The sequence below is a fragment of the Candidatus Palauibacter sp. genome (assembly GCF_965213655.1).
In the GTDB taxonomy this organism is placed as follows: Bacteria; Gemmatimonadota; Gemmatimonadetes; order Palauibacterales; family Palauibacteraceae; genus Palauibacter.
On record NZ_CBDBZT010000003.1, the window covers coordinates 2,987,268 to 3,001,839 of the forward strand.

General features: G+C 69.2%; 10 protein-coding genes and 1 pseudogene. 5 read left to right on the forward strand and 6 right to left on the reverse strand.

Translation table 11 applies throughout. The annotated features are described in order from the left end of the window. Positions 1-33: 33 nt before the first annotated feature. The 4 genes and pseudogenes from ACOOGH_RS15375 to ACOOGH_RS15390 all read right to left on the reverse strand — a co-directional run. Positions 34-1,968: pseudogene (locus ACOOGH_RS15375) on the reverse strand (N,N-dimethylformamidase beta subunit family domain-containing protein); the annotation flags it as partial. Positions 1,969-2,294: 326 nt separating this feature from the next. Then, positions 2,295-2,510, reverse strand: coding sequence for an Ig-like domain-containing protein (locus ACOOGH_RS15380; protein WP_420449754.1), 216 nt, complete (start codon positions 2,508-2,510; stop codon positions 2,295-2,297). Next, positions 2,507-4,396 carry a N,N-dimethylformamidase beta subunit family domain-containing protein gene (locus tag ACOOGH_RS15385; protein WP_420449755.1) on the reverse strand — a complete coding sequence of 630 codons (1,890 nt, stop codon included), beginning with the start codon at positions 4,394-4,396 and terminating at the stop codon, positions 2,507-2,509. Before ACOOGH_RS15385 ends, ACOOGH_RS15380 begins: the two co-directional genes overlap by 4 nt. A gap of 127 nt (positions 4,397-4,523) precedes the next feature. Next, a complete protein-coding gene (locus tag ACOOGH_RS15390; RefSeq protein ID WP_420449756.1) occupies positions 4,524-6,032 on the reverse strand; it encodes a calcineurin-like phosphoesterase C-terminal domain-containing protein in 1,509 nt (502 codons plus the stop codon). A 362-nt stretch (positions 6,033-6,394) separates the two neighbouring features. Between ACOOGH_RS15390 and ACOOGH_RS15395 the strand changes: the two genes are divergently transcribed. From ACOOGH_RS15395 to ACOOGH_RS15415, 5 genes are all read left to right on the forward strand, one after another. Continuing rightward, entirely contained in the window at positions 6,395-6,748 is a 354-nt protein-coding gene (locus ACOOGH_RS15395) for a hypothetical protein (protein WP_420449757.1), read from the forward strand. A 7-nt stretch (positions 6,749-6,755) separates the two neighbouring features. Beyond that, on the forward strand, positions 6,756-7,829 hold the full coding sequence (locus tag ACOOGH_RS15400; RefSeq protein WP_420449758.1) for a lysylphosphatidylglycerol synthase transmembrane domain-containing protein: 1,074 nt from the start codon (positions 6,756-6,758) through the stop codon (positions 7,827-7,829). A gap of 123 nt (positions 7,830-7,952) precedes the next feature. Continuing rightward, positions 7,953-9,110, forward strand: a complete 1,158-nt coding sequence (locus tag ACOOGH_RS15405) for a glycosyltransferase family 4 protein (protein WP_420449759.1) — start codon at positions 7,953-7,955, stop codon at positions 9,108-9,110. A 27-nt stretch (positions 9,111-9,137) separates the two neighbouring features. Then, positions 9,138-10,319, forward strand: coding sequence for a glycosyltransferase (locus ACOOGH_RS15410; RefSeq protein ID WP_420449760.1), 1,182 nt, complete (start codon positions 9,138-9,140; stop codon positions 10,317-10,319). A gap of 348 nt (positions 10,320-10,667) precedes the next feature. Next, positions 10,668-11,522 carry a DUF3108 domain-containing protein gene (locus ACOOGH_RS15415; RefSeq protein ID WP_420449761.1) on the forward strand — a complete coding sequence of 285 codons (855 nt, stop codon included), beginning with the start codon at positions 10,668-10,670 and terminating at the stop codon, positions 11,520-11,522. Between the two features lie 18 nt (positions 11,523-11,540). Here the strand turns inward: ACOOGH_RS15415 and ACOOGH_RS15420 are convergent, their stop codons facing one another. Beyond that, positions 11,541-13,097: an alkaline phosphatase family protein gene (locus ACOOGH_RS15420; protein WP_420449762.1), complete on the reverse strand. Its 1,557-nt coding sequence runs from the start codon at positions 13,095-13,097 to the stop codon at positions 11,541-11,543. Between the two features lie 33 nt (positions 13,098-13,130). Continuing rightward, positions 13,131-14,516 (reverse strand): sodium-dependent transporter, encoded by a 1,386-nt coding sequence (locus tag ACOOGH_RS15425; RefSeq protein WP_420449763.1) that lies wholly within the window; start codon positions 14,514-14,516, stop codon positions 13,131-13,133. Positions 14,517-14,572 lie beyond the last annotated feature (56 nt).

Consider the following 14,572-nt stretch of genomic DNA (forward strand, 5'->3'; position numbering starts at 1 on the left):
CTCCGACGCGGTCGTCTGCAGCGACGCTCCGGCTCAGTCGCCTCCACCGTCCGCATCGCTGCTCGCGCCGGGGATCTCGAGGTTCCCGCTGTCGTCCACCGCGCGACTCATGATCGATGCGCCGTCCTCCATCGCGGCCGGGTCGTACGCGTAGGTCCAGGTCGAGCGGCCTCGGGCAGGGCGCCACGTCGCGCCCCCATCGAGCGATACTTCCACGGCCGCGACCACGCCGCCGCCGGAATCGGACGCCGTCCCCGTGATCGTGACCATGCCGCTCTCCGCATCGGGCGCCGAGGGCGGATCGAAGGAGGAGGTCGGCGCCACCTCGTCCGTTGAAGCCGTCGCGGCGACGAGGTCCGGCTGCCTGGTGGCGGGTTGCACGCCCATGTCGGCGAAGAGGTTCATCGTCGCCTGCTGCAGGACGAGGTCGGGACCGTGCGGGTCGACGCCGACGCGTGTGTCCGCCCCGTTCTGCCGCTCGGGGGGCACGCCGGTTTCCGTGTCGTGGTGCGCGTCGAGACCCCACGACCACTGCAGCGTTCCCGACCCGAACACGAGCGCTCCGCTCTCATGCCGGTACAGCACGGCGTGATGTGTGGCCGTGCCCGTCTCGCAGCCGCGCCCCGGATGGACGCAGTAGAGCGTGTTGTCGATCGGCGTCGCGGCGACCTGGAAGAGGCCCGGCGGCCGGAAGCCGTTGTCGATGTCCGAGTCCCACTCGTGGCCGAGAATCCCCTTAATCGACACGTACTGTTCTCCGGGCCGCAGCCGCGCCACCTCCGTGTTGCGCCAGAACCGCAGGTCCGCGAACTCGGCGTCCACGATGATGGGGTCGTTTCGCCATGCGTTCACCGTGAACAGCGTCCCCGTGAGCGCGTTTTCCGGCCAGGGGCCCTCGGCGTTGATCGAACGGTGATCCCGGAATTCCCCGGTCCATTCCACCGGATCGAGCCGGCGATGGTCCTGTGAGTCCTTGTACGTGACGAGCGTCCGGTAGGGCTCTCCGGAGCCATCGATGCTCGCCTCCCAGCGCACTTTCCAGTAGACCTCGTTCGAACTGAAGAAGGCGAGGTTCAGGCCCGCGGCCCTCGCCGCCTCGACGTTCCGCCGCTGCTGCCCGCTCCAGTACTCGTCGTGACCGACCGAGAGGAGGACCTTGTGCTCGAGCAGTTCCTCACCCCGCCGGTCCGTGTCGATCCCCGAGGAATAGCTGACGTGGTAGCCGTTCTTTTCCAGCCAGCGGACCATCGGGTATTCGGAGTTGAAGACCATGTTCACGGCCCGGTAATGCCGCGTCTCGAAGGGTCGGTTGTAGCTCACCTTCGGTGCTCGGGGCTCCCCGCCATGGAGGCGAAGGCGCTCCGGGTTCAACCGTCCGTACACGCTGTGCCCGCCATAGCGGTTGTACGCCTGCCAGGTGACGTCCGACGTCTGGAAGAGCATGTCGGACTCGCCGTCGTCATCTCGCACGACGAAGTAGATGTGGCTGGCGCGCGGCTCGCGAAGGCCGTTTCGCATCACGGCCCGGAATCCTGGCGCCTCCCACAGCGAATCCTCCCCCGTGGGCGGAAGTGGAGTCGCCTCGAACTGGTCGTTCTTCACCCAGCCCTCTATCGGGTCCTCCCGCACGAGTCGCGCGAAGTAGATGCCCGAGGTCGCGTCCTCCGGCGCCTGCCAGGACGCCGACACTGCCCAGTTGCCGCAATCCACGAGCGGTGCAGGCCATGTGTCCATCCCGCCGCCCTCGGCCAGCACCGGGATCGGGCCCCGCAGGCACTCCGGCTGGATCTGGGGAAGCGTCGCGGAAGGCTCGAAGGAGTCGACCCGGCGTGCGCCCATGCCGCCGTAATAGCCCATGCGGTAGATGTCGATCCGGTAGTCGTCCGAGTCCGTGTCGATCTTGAACTCGATCGTCTCGCCCTGGTTGATCGCGATGTCGGTGCCGAAGCCCTGGATGCTGGGGTCGCCGTAGCTGTTGATGTCCCACTCCGTGGGCGGATGCCCCTCGAGACAGTTCTCTGCCACGATCTCGTTGGCGGGGTTCTCGCACGGGTCCTCCGCCATCGAGACCTGCAGTTCGCAGCCGGATACCGCGATCGCCGCGAGCAGGAAAACAGAGGAGGCAGGGAGCGGACGAAGGCGCGCTTGGGACGCGATCATGGCGACATCTCCGGGCCAGAGCAGGCGTCGGCCGACCCCCGGCCGTCGCGTCCCCGCAACATGCCCCCGCCGTCGGAAGTCTACAACGGCGGGGAAGGCTCGGGTCGGCTCCGGCCGGTCCGGCTCTCCTCGGCTCAGGCGCCCTCGCCCGGGGTCTCCAGATTGCCGCTGTCGTCCACGGCGCGGCTCAAGATCGATACATCGCCGCCGGCCATGTCCGGGTCCCACTCGTAGCTCCAGATCGCCCGGCCGCGGGCCGGGCGCCACGTCGCCCCTCCGTCCAGCGACACCTCGACTGCCGCGACGACTCCGCCTCCCGCGTCCGACGCCGTGCCGCTGATCGTCATCATGCCGCTCTCCGGATCGGGTCCGGAGGGCGCCTCGAACGAAGACGTCGGCGGCACGTCATCCGTCGAAGCGGTGGCGGCCACCAGGTCGGGCTGAACGTGGCGGGCTGCACGCCCATGTCCGCGAACACGTTGAGCGTCGCCTGCTGGAGGACGAGGTCGGGGCCGTTCGGGTCCACGCCGACCCGCGTGTCCTGGCCGTTCTGGCGTTCGGGCGGGACGCCGGTCTCGGTGTCGTGGTGGGCGTCGAGGCCCCACGGCCACTGCAGCGTCCCCGTGTCGAAGACGAGCGCGCCGCTCCCATGCCGGTACTGGACCGCGTTGTGCGTCGCCGACCCCGTCTCGCACCCCCGCCCGGGATGGACGCAGTACTGCAGGTTGTCGATCGTCGTCGCGGAGAGCCGGAAGAGCCCCGGCGGGCGGAAGCCGTTGTCGATGTCCGAGTCCCACTCGTGGCCGAGGATCCCCTTGATCGACACGTAGCGCTCGCCGGGCCGCAGGCGCGCCACCTCCGTGTTACGCCAGAACCTCAGAGCGGCGAACTCCGCGTCGACGATGAGAGGGTCGTTCCGCCATGCGTTCACCGTGAACAGCGTTCCCGTGAGCGCGTTCTCCGGCCACGGACCCTCCGGGTTGATCGAACGGTGATCGCGGAACAACCCCGTCCACTCGACCGGATCGAGCTTCCGGTGGTCCTGCGTCTCCTTGTACGTAACGAAGGTCCGGTACGGCTGCTCCGAGCCATCGATGCTCGGCTCCCAGCGCACCTTCCAGAAGACATCGTTCGAACCGAAGAAGCCCAGGTGCACGCCGGCTGCCAGCGCCGCCTCCACGTTGCGCCGCTGTTGGCCTGTCCAGTACTCGTCGTGCCCGACCGAGAGGAAGACCTTGTGCTCGAGCAGCTCCTCGCCTCGCCGGTCCGTGTCGACCCCGGAGCTGTAGCTCACGTCGAAGCCGTTGCGCTCGAGCCAGCGGACCATGGGATACTCGGAGTTGAACACCATGTTCACGGCCCGGTAGTGACGCGTCTCGAAGGGCCGGTTGTAGCTCACTTTCGGCGCCCGCGGCGGTCCTCCGTGGAGTCGAAGCCGCTCGGGATTCAGGCGGCCGTACACGCTGTGGCCTCCGTAGCGATTGTAGGCCTGCCAGTTGAGGTCGGAGGTCTGGAAGAGCAGGTCGGACTCGCCGTCGTCGTCCCGCACGACGAAGTAGATGTGGCTCGCGCGCGCTTCGCGCAGCGGGTTCCGCATCACGGCGTGGAAGCCCGGTGCCTCCCAGAGGGAATCCTCGCCGGTGGGCGGGAGCGGCGTGGGCTCGAACGCATCGTTCTTCACCCAGCCCTCGATCGGATCCTCGCGCACGAGCCGGGCGAAGTAGATGCCCGAGGTCGCGTCGGCCGGTGCCTGCCAGGAGGCGGACACCGCCCAGTTGCCGCAGTCGACGAGCGGCGCGGGCCACTCCTCGATTCCGCCCCCTTCGGCGAGCACGGGGATCGGGCCCCGCAGGCACTCCGGCTGGATCTGGGGCAGCGTGGCGGCTGGCTCGAACGAGTCCACCCGACGCGCGCCCATGCCGCCGTAGTAGCCCATTCGGTAGATGTCGATGCGGTAGTCATCCGAGTCCGTGTCGATCTTGAACTCGATCGTCTCCCCCCGGTTGATCCCGATGTCCGTACCGAACCCCTGGATGCTCGGGTCCCCGTAGCCGTTGATGTCCCACTCCGTGGCCGGGTGCCCTTCGAGACAGTTCTCGGCCACGATCGCGTTGGCGGGATCCGCGCACGCCTCCTCCATCGTCATCTGCGGAGGCGCGCAGGCGCTCACGAGGAGTGCGGTCGAGGTGGTGAAGGCGAGGAAGGACGGACGGAAGCGCGGGCGTGACTGGCTCATGGCGACATCTCCGGGCCCGGGTCAGCGAGCGGACGGCCGACCCCCCGGCCGCCCCGTCCCCGAAACATGACTCAGCGTTCGGAGGTCTACAACGCCTGTCGGTGCTCGTCCCTTCGTCCCGTCGAGGTCAGGTGAGGCGCAGCGACTCCGAGTAGACGCGGCCGAAGCGGTCCGTCGTCTCGACGCGTACCTCCGCCACCCCCGGGTCGACGCGCGCGTAGAACATGTGGTTCGTGATGCGGGGCTCGACCCAGGGGCGGTGAGCGGGCAGCTGGTCGCCCGAGTGGAGTTCGACGCTCCACGGATCGCGGCCCGGCCGGCGCGCCATGAGGCCGCGGGGATCGCCATCGGCGAACCAGCGTACGGTCCACTCGGGGTCCCAGTCCCACACGTTCGCCACGATCTCGTCCGGCGCGGCCGGGTCGGCCCCCGGCGCGTAGAGCCGCATCTGGTGCGTCGCGTCGAACCCGGTGGACTTGTAGCGCCACGAGATCTCCTCGCCCGCCGCCTCGTACACGCAGTAGCCATTCGGGGCGCCGTCATGGCAGATGGGCCCGCTCCACCACGCCCCGCAGATCGCGCCTGCCACGTGCTCGTGCGTCCCGCTCTCGAACACGTGCTCCACTTCGTGCGTGTGGCCGGTGAGGATGTGGGCCTGGAAGGGTTCCAGCAGGCGGTACAGCGCCTCCCGGTTCATGATCGCCACGGGCGGGTCCGGCGAGGTGCGTCCCTGCCTCGTGTGGTAGCTGCCCAACACGGGGATGTGCGTCGCCACGACGACGGGGGCCCCTGGTTCGACGCGGCTCAGGTCCGCCTGCAGCCAGGTCAGGGCGTAGGCGTCGAGGTAGCCGATGTAGCCGCTTCCGTGCCAGAACACGTCGTCGAGGACCACGTAGTGCACGGCCCCGCGGTCGAACGAGTAGTAGCGTGGCCCGAAGTGCCGTGAGAAAGTGTCCGTCGACGCCTCGTCCGTGCGGCTCTCCATGTCGAGGTCGTGGTTCCCGATCACCTGGAAGAACGGGACCCCGATCCGCCGGACCCCGCGCTCGTACTCGGGATAGAGTTCGAGGTGGTCGAACATGATGTCGCCGTCCGCGATCCCCACGAGCGGCGCCTCCCCGAGTTCCCGCGCGGTTTCCTGGAGGTCCGGCACCGACCGTTCGTGGAACCAGCCCATCTCCTCTTCGGTCTCGGTCTGGATGTCGCCGAGGAGGAGGAGTGCGTGGCGATCGTCCGGCATGCCGAGCGGGGCGAGGTCGAACGCGACCGACATCTCGCTCCGCGCCGGGTCGATGCGCTCGTAGAAGCGCGCGGTGCCGGATGGGTTGGTCGGGATCCCGTATCCGGCCGGGATCCGTACCCAGACGAAGCCTCGATCGGCCGAGGTCACGAGTTCGAAGCGGCCATCGGCGTCGGAATCCACGACCTGGAGTCCATCGGAGATGGCGACGCGCCCCAGCCCGCGGCCTTCCGCCCGGACGATCCCCTGCACCCGGACCGGGGGGGCGGCGGTCCGCCCGATCCCGGCGAGGTTCGGGAGGGGATCGTACGGGGCAGCGACGATGCGGTCGGCGAGCGCCGCCCACCCGGCTGCGGCGAGGCTCCCTGTCCTCAGAAACGTGCGTCGGTTCAGCATTGGCAGGCTCTCGTTCTCGGTTCGTTTTCGGTAAGCCCCGATCGGATCATCCCGGATCAGCGCGTCCTCGCCTGCTTCGGCGGCGGGCGCCGAAGCCCGGCCAGACTGCCACGGCAGAGTATTGGGCGGGGGTCACGCACGATTGAACGGGCGGTCACGCCGGCGCAACAGGCCGCGTCGCCCGCCGCGGGCCGGTCAAGTCGCCACGAACGCGTTACCCGTGGGGCGGACACGCCGTGCCCAACCGTTACGCGCACGCCGCCGGCCGGCTACATGGGCCGCCTAACCATGGGGCGGGTCGAAACGGCCGCTTCCGTCGGCCGGGATACGTGACGGCAAGGGAAAAGGGGCGATCGCCGACCGTGGAAGAGTTCATCCTGCAACTGCCGGTGATCCGCGACATCGCGGCGTGGGTCCATTCCGGGACGGCCCTCGAACAGACGATCAAGACGTCGCTCTCGCACGGGATATGGGCGCTGCTCGCCATGACCGCGGCGTGGCGACTGAGGCGACGGATAGAATTTCCGGTGCTGACCCCCGTACTTATTCTCGTCCTGCTTTACTACGCGGAGCGGGAATTGCGGGACTACGCGGAACAGGGGATCGCCAAGGCGTTCGATTGCGCGATGGACTTCGCCGTGCCGGCCGTGATCTCCGTCGTCGTGTATCGCCGCTTTCTGAGGCACCGACACCGCATGCTCGGTCCATCGACGTAGCGCGTTTGTGACCCGGGCGGCGGTGACGCTGGCGCGATCGCGCCATGGACGATGGTGGAGCGCGCTCTCCGTTGCTGTCAGCCTCGCCGTCCTCGCGGTGCTGGCGGGCGGCGTGTCCGATGCGAGCACTCTGATCGACCGGATCCCCATCGGGATCCATCTCGCCGCACTCGGGTGCGTGCTCCTGTCCCTGCTCGTGCGCGCCCTCAGGTTGACTCACATCGGGCGTTCCTGCGGGCAAAGGGTCCGGCCCTCTTGCGGCGCGCGGGCCCACCTGTGGGCGGAGGCGCTGGCTGCGGTCACGCCGGCGCGCACCGGCGGCGACCCCGCGCGGGTCTGGGTCCTGCATCGGGATGGGGTACCGCCGGTCTCGGGCGCGGCGCTGGTAGCGGGGGAGGTCGTGGGCGATCTCATGGTCGTCATCGCGCTGGCGCTCACGCTCGCGGTCATCTCTCCGGCCGTGCGCATCGTCAGCCTGCTGGCGGCCGCCTTCGCCAGCGTAATCGTCCTCACGCTCCTGGTTGCGAGCGCGATCCGCCGCCGGACCGCGCGCGACCGGGTACCTCGGCCGCTCGCCCGCCTCGGCGTCTCGCGCCGCCGGTGGCGAGGGCTGCGGCTCCAGGGGCTCAAGTTCCGCCGCACCCTCCGCCTCGTACGGCGGGCGCCGGTCCCGGCCCAGCTGCTGACGCTGGCCCTGAGCAGCCTCAACGTCGGCGCCCGCCTCGCCATCCTCCCGGTGCTCGCCCTCCCGCTCGCGGCAGATTATTCGCTGCTGCGGCTCGTCGCCTGGCCGCTCCTCTTCCTGTATCCTGGCGCCGCGCTCCCGTTTCCCGGCGGCGGCGGCGTGATCGAGATGGGGTTCGCCGCCAGCCTCGCGGCGGACTTCGGAGCCGACGAGTTGGCGGTCGTCCTCGTGTGGTGGCGCTTCTACACGCACCATCTTCTGGCGGCAACCGGCGCGCTGGCGATCGGCGTGAGCGCCCTGAAGAGGCGCGCGCGGGCCCGGGCAGCGTGGCGACCGGATATCTCCCTGACCTCCCCGACCGGACGTTCCGGCGCGCGACGCATCGCGCGCGTGTAACGAAGACTGTGACAAACGTCACGGGGACCCGTCGGCAGCCCTTACGCACCTGCCGTTCTCCGTTCAACCCGTCGCAACAAGAGGTCCGTAGCGTGGGGTGTACCGGAGGCGGGGAGGCGACCGATGCGAATCGCGTATTTCTCTGAAGTCTATTGGCCCAAGATCAGCGGCGTGTCGCACACGCTCGTGCGGACCGTCGACGGACTCCAGGCCCGCGGTCACTCGGCGCGGGTCTATACCCCCCGGTTGGCCGAGGTCGGGGCCGACCGGCCCGAGGTGCATCGCTCCCCGGGGCGGCCCATTGCGCTCGACCGTTCGATCCCGTGGGGATTCCCCCGCAAGCACGAAGTGCTCCGGGATCTAAGACGCTTCGACCCCGACATCGTCCACCTGGCGACCGAGTTTCCGATGGGTCGGGTGGGGGCGTGGGCGGCCAGGAAACTCGGCATCCCGCGCATCGCATCGGCGCACACCGACTACGAGAAGTACTCCTCGCTGTATGGGCTCGGGATGGTGATGAAGCCCGGGTGGGTGTACCTGCGGCGGTTCTACGCGAACGCCGGCCGGGTACTCTGCCCTTCACGGCCGTACGAGGCCCACCTCAACGCACGCGGTGTCGCGCACACCAGCATCTGGTCCCGCGGCGTGGATACGCGCCGCTTCCATCCGGGATACAGGTCCGATGAGTGGCGGGCGCGCTTCGGGATCGGCCCCGATGACCTCCTTGTCGCCTACGTCGGACGTCTCGCGCCGGAGAAGAACCTGCACCTCCTCATGGCCGCGTGGGAATCGCTGAGCGGGATGGCGCGTGGCGCGGACGGACGCAACGTCGCCCTCAGCTTCGTCGGGGACGGGCTCATGGAGGAGGAGATCGGGCGGCGGGCGCTCTGGAACGCCCACCTCACGGGGCCGCTCGAGGGGACGGAACTCGCCACCGCCTACGCTTCGGCGGACGTCTTTCTCTTCCCGTCCTCCACGGAAACGTTCGGAAACTGCCTCCTCGAGGCAATGGCCTCCGGCGTCCCGGCGGCTGCGGTGCGGGGCGGCGGCGTCCTCGACTATGCGGAGGATAAGGTGAACTGCCTGCTCGCCCGCCCGGACGACGTCCGCGACTACGCGCGACGGATCCGACGCCTCCTCGAAGACGACGAACTACGAGGCCGGATCCGGGAAGGTGGGCTCGCCACGGCCCACGAGCGCAGCTGGGACGCGGTGTTCGCGAGACTCCTGGCAGACTACCGGGAGGTTGCAAGAATCCCGGCCTTCGACCACGCCGCCTAGCGTGACGCGCCGGTCGGTGAGGAGTCGATGAAGATCCTCGACGTCGCCGAGTTCTACGCGGAGGCGGGTGGCGGAGTGAAGACGTACATCGAGCAGAAGCTCGCCACCCTGCCCGTGCTCGGGCACGAGGTCGTCATCGTCGCGCCGGGTGCGAGGGACGCCGAGTCGCCCCGGCCCGGGGGGCGCGTGATCTGGGTCAGGTCACCCCGCCTCCCGTTCGACCGCCGCTACCGCATGTTCGCCTCGGCCGAAGCGGTCCGTTCGATACTCGAGCGGGAGCGCCCCGACGTATTGGAATGCTCCTCGCCCTGGAGCGCCGCCTCCGTTTGCTCGGAATGGACCGACGCGGCCGCCCGCAGCCTCGTCCTCCACCAGGATCCGATCGCGGTGTATCCTGGGACATTGCTGTCGTCGCACATCGGTGAGGACCGCATGCACCGGATCTTCGGCTGGCACTGGCGACGCACCCGGAAGCTCACGCGGCGCTTCGACGCGACGGTCGTCGCGAGCCACTGGTACGCCCGTCGGTTGCGACGATTCGGGGCGGGGAACACGCGGGTCATCCCCCTCGGCATCCACCGCGACCGCTTCGCGCGCGCCCGCCGCGATCCGGCCCTGCGCCGCGAACTGCTCGAACGCTGCGGGCTCGGTGAAGGCGCCGCGCTCCTCGTCGCCGTGGGGCGGCATCACCCCGAAAAGCGGATCGGCACCCTCATCGAGGCGATGGAGCGGGTTAACGAGGGCCGCTCCGCAGGGCTGGTGCTGTTCGGGGACGGACCGCTCCGCCGGTGGATCGAGCGCCGCGCGGCGAAGGCGGGCGGGGTCCACGTCGCGGGTCAGATTCGGGACCACGACTGGCTCACTCGTGCCCTGGCGAGCGCGGATGTATTCCTGCACGGCTCCTCCGCCGAGACGTTCGGACTCGCGGTCGCGGAGGCGATGTCGGCCGGACTCCCCGTCGTCACCCCCGACGACGGCGCGGCGGCCGACCTGGTCCACCCGCGCTTCAGCGCCACCTACCCCGCGGGCGACTCGGCCGCCTGCGCGGACGCGATCGCCGGGCTGCTCGAACGCCTGCCCGAGATCCATCCCGATCTCGTGCGTCGCTTCGCGGCCGGACGCATCCAGACGGCCGAGAGCCACTTCCGCGCGCTGATGCTGTGCTACGAGGGGATCCTGAACGCGAAGGCTCGGCCCGTCACCGCGTAGGACACGCGTCCAGTCCCCCCAGCATCGCGAGCGCGGGTCACGCACGATTGAACGGGGGGATCACGCCGGCGCAACAGGCGGGCTCGCCCCGCCCGCGGGCCGGTCAAGTCGCCATGAGTGCGGCCTGGCGCCTGAGGCGACGTATCGACTCCCGGCGCTCACCCGCGTACTTCTCTTCGTCCTCCTTTACTACGCGGAGCGGGAGCTGTGGGACTATGCGGAACAGGGGTTCACCAAGCCGTTCGACTGCGCGATGGACTTCGCGGTGCCGGACGTGATCTCCGTCGTCATGTATCAGCCTGCTCAGGCACAGACACTGTTCGCTCGGCCCATCGACGTAGCGAGTTTGTGACGCGGTCGGCGGTTTCGGGGGCGCGATCGCGCCGCGGACGGTGGTGGAGCGCGCTGTCCGTCGGCCTGCTGGCCGCCGCGCCCCTCTCCGGTCAGGCGTCCGCCAACACCGCGGCTGCCGCGGAGACCCTGGCCGTCGGCGAGATCATGGAGTTCGGCGTCCAGTTCGGCCCGATCCAGCTGGGGAGCAACCAACTGACCGTCGCGGACCGAGAAACGGTCGCCGGGGAGGACGTTTACCGCATCGAGGTGGAGTTCGGGGCTCCCATTCCGTTCTTCCGGATCCACGACCGGCAGACAAGCTGGGTGATGCTGGCTCCGCTCCGCTCCCTGCGCTTCGAACGGTTCATCCAGGAGGGGCGAAGGCGCACCAGTTGGCGGGTCCACCTCGATGGGCCCGAGCGGCGGCTGCGCGTCGAACACCTCGATGGCCAGGTTGCGGATCCGGCGCATCCCGACGCGACGGACCCACCGCTTGAGGTCATGCTCCCTGATGCGCCGATCGACGATCTCGCGATCCTGTACGAAATGCGGCGCCGGATCGCGTCGGGAGAGACCTCCTTCCGCGTCCGCCGCTACTACCTCTCGGAGATCAGCCCGGCCTGGTTCGAACTCGAACGCCGGGATCGGACGCGCGTCCCCGCGGGGCGGTTCGACGTCTACGTCCTGCGGGCGGTAGTCCCGGGGATGTCGATGTTCACGCCGGAGTCGGACGCCCGGATCCATGTGGCGGTCGACCCACCCCACCCCATCGTGATGGTCACGACCGAGACCCGGCAGGGACGCCTCACGCTCTACCTCAGAGACTTCCGTCCCGGCACCGCCGCCACCGGAGGGTCGAGGGGATCCTGAACGCGAAGGTCCAGCCCGTCACCGTGTAAGCGCGCCCCGTACCTCCCGCGCGGTGATCGCAAACCGCACCGCCGGAGCCTCCTCCAGCGTGCGGGCGACATCGTCCGGCGCCAGCCCCAGCGCCTCCAGCCTGTCGTGGTCGAGGAACATCTGGTTCTCGGAGCCTTCGTAGAAGGCGACCACACCCGGCCCGCCGGGGTCCACGCGCTCGTTCAGCCACGCCGTCACGTCGTCGTACGTGACCCACAGGTCGTCGCTCGCCGGGGCGTCCGGCATCCCGTGGTCCGCCGTCACGATGAGGGCCAGTCCTCCGGGCCCCGCCTTCGCTTCGAGCGCCGCCACGATTCGGGCCAGCCATCCGTCCAGTTCCGCCAGCGTCGCCTCCATCTCCGGCGAGAACGGGCCGTACTTGTGGGACACGTAGTCCGTGCTCTTCAGGTTGGCGAGAAAGAGGTCGGTAATCTCATCCTCGCCGAAGGCGCTCCCTTCGATGAAGGCGACCGCGGCCTCGCCCTCGAGGGCCGTGAAGAAAGCCGACCGCCGAGCCTCGCTGGGGCTACCGAGTTCGTGTCCCATCCACATGCGGCCCGTGGCGTCGAGGCGAGGGCCGAAATGGAGTTCCCCGGCGGCGGAGGGGAGGTGGTAGCAATCCTCGTTCGTACGCCACGCACCGCTCCCGGAGTCGTAGTAGGCCAGCCACCGTGGATGGCCGCCCAGGATGCACGCCCCATGGCCCGCGAGCGCCACGGCCGGGTAGTCCGTCCCCGCCTGCACCACGATCTCGGCGCGGCCCCGAGTGGCGATGCCCCAGCGGTCCGCGAACGTGAGCGCCATGAGGTTGTAGGGCGCGACTCCCTCGTAGGCCTGCCTCGATTCGCCGATCCGGCGGTCGTAGAGGGTGTTGCCGACGATCCCGTGTAGCGCGGGGTCCATCGCCGTCGAGATCGTCGAGTGCGCGGTCGAGGTGTTGGTAGGCAGGTAGTCGACCCGAGCCTCGGTGAACCGGGCGCTCTCCGCCGCGAGCCGGCTCAGGTTTGGGAGAAGCTCGGCCCATCGTTCCAGGTAGTCGTCGCGCATGGCGTCCAGCACGAGCACGGCGACCACCCCCGGGCGCCCGGGCCGCTCCGCATCCGCAAACACTTCCCGCAGCGGACGACCCGTCGCATCGGCCCCGGAGGAAAGTCCCAGAAGATCAACGACGGTCGCCCCTATGTCCTGGTGTGACGCTGCACCGCCGTAGACGCCGGGCCGGAAGAAGCTCTCGCCGTGGAGGAGGAGCAGGAGGTCGCTGTCGAACGGCCACGGCCCGCCGTGCATGTAGCGGTTGCTCTCGCTCGGATACGTGATGATCGCCTGCGGGTCGGGGATCACGGCGATGTCTCCCACCCGACCCGGGAACCAGCCGCGGGCGAGCGCCTCGACGACCTCCTCGCGGCCGATCCCGGGCCGGCCCCCGGCCCCGCCGCTCGCCTCGCCGGACGACGGGGGAGGCGACCCTCCGCAGCCAGCGAGGAGCGCGGCCCCGGCCAGCGCGGCGGCCCCCACGCGGCCCCGCCTCAAAGCACGACCCGCCACAGCCGTCTACCGCCTCCCGTCAACCGGCTCTCGTCAGCTGAAGTCGCGGCCCAGGATGACGGCGACGATGATCGCCCCCACCGCAATCGGCGCCACCCAGCGGATGAAGAAGCGCCACGTCCCGTAGTGGAACCAACGCGGCTCCGTGCCGTCCATCAGTTCGCGCTCCGTCGCTTTCCGGGTCATGAACCAGCCCGCCGCGAGCGTGATCGCGAATCCGCCGGTCGGCAGCATCCAGTTGGAGACGAAGTGATCGACCGTCGAGAACCAGCCAACCTTGTCCGCGAAGATCTCCAGCGTGGCGAGGAACGGGGTCCCCGTGAAGGAGAGCGCCGCGAAGATCGTGAACACGAAGATCGCCCCGCCGCAGAGGACCGTCGCCTTGGGCCGGCTGAGCCGGTGCTCGTCGATCACATAGCTCGACACGACCTCGAGGAGCGAGATCGTCGAGGTCAGCGCCGCCAGCGCCACGAGCACGTAGAAGAGCGGCCCCAGCACGACGCCGAACGGCACCGCGGTGTAGAACAGTTCCGGCAGCGAGATGAAGAGCATCCCCACCGGCGAACCGCTCACCTGATCGCTCATCCCCGCCACCGAGAAGATGACGGAGAACATGATCACCGTCGCCACGAGCGCGATCAGCGTGTCGAGCGCCACGATCGCCCCCGACGCCTTCACGATCGAGTGCTTGCGCGAGATGTAGGAGCCGTAGGTGATCATCGCCCCCATCCCGAGGGAGAGGGTGAAGAAGGAGTGCCCGAGCGCCTCGAGGACGCCGCTCATCTCCAGCTCCCCGAAGTTGGCGCGGAAGATGAAGCTCAGCGCCTCTCCGGAACCGCTCATCCCCAGCGCGCTCACCAGCAGGAGAAGCAGGATGCCGAACAGGATGGGGAGGAAGATGCGGGCGATCCGCTCGATCCCCCTGCTCACGCCGAAGTAGACGACCGCTATCGTGGCGACGCTGAAGCTGAGCGAGAGTGCGAGCTGGAGGCCGGCGTTCCCCACCTGCTCGTTGAACAGGTCGCCCGCCGCCATTCCGGCCGGATAGCCGCCGAACGTCCAGCCGATGGACTGGGCGAAGTAGTACAGCGACCAGCCCGCGATGACCGTGTAGTAGCTGAGGAGGATGAAACCGGCGAGCACGCCCCACCCGCCGACGATGCCCCACCAGGGCCCGGCCGCTTCCTTGAGCGCCCCGACCGCGCTCTTCTGGCTCCTGCGCCCGATGAGCAGTTCCGCCATCATGATCGGCAGGCCGACGGCGAGGATGCAGATCAGGTAGACGAGGACGAAGGCGCCTCCCTCGTTCTCCCAGGTGATGAACGGGAACTTCCACAGGTTGCCGAGGCCGATCGCGCTGCCGGTCGCAGCGAGCACGAGGCCGACGTTCGAACTCCAGCTATCGCGGGGTTGGCTCATGGGACATGTCCAGTCGGGCGTTATCCGGGCGGGGGGTCTCTGCCCCCGCATGAGTT

What these genes read in the sequence shown, in the direction of transcription:
- ACOOGH_RS15380 (WP_420449754.1), bottom strand. Translation starts at nt 2,510, where the DNA reads ATGATGACGATCAGCGGCACGGCGTCGGACGCGGGAGGCGGAGTCGTC.
- ACOOGH_RS15385 (WP_420449755.1), bottom strand. Translation starts at nt 4,396, where the DNA reads ATGAGCCAGTCACGCCCGCGCTTCCGTCCGTCCTTCCTCGCCTTCACC.
- ACOOGH_RS15390 (WP_420449756.1), bottom strand. Translation starts at nt 6,032, where the DNA reads ATGCTGAACCGACGCACGTTTCTGAGGACAGGGAGCCTCGCCGCAGCC.
- ACOOGH_RS15405 (WP_420449759.1), top strand. Translation starts at nt 7,953, where the DNA reads ATGCGAATCGCGTATTTCTCTGAAGTCTATTGGCCCAAGATCAGCGGC.
- ACOOGH_RS15410 (WP_420449760.1), top strand. Translation starts at nt 9,138, where the DNA reads ATGAAGATCCTCGACGTCGCCGAGTTCTACGCGGAGGCGGGTGGCGGA.
- ACOOGH_RS15425 (WP_420449763.1), bottom strand. Translation starts at nt 14,516, where the DNA reads ATGAGCCAACCCCGCGATAGCTGGAGTTCGAACGTCGGCCTCGTGCTC.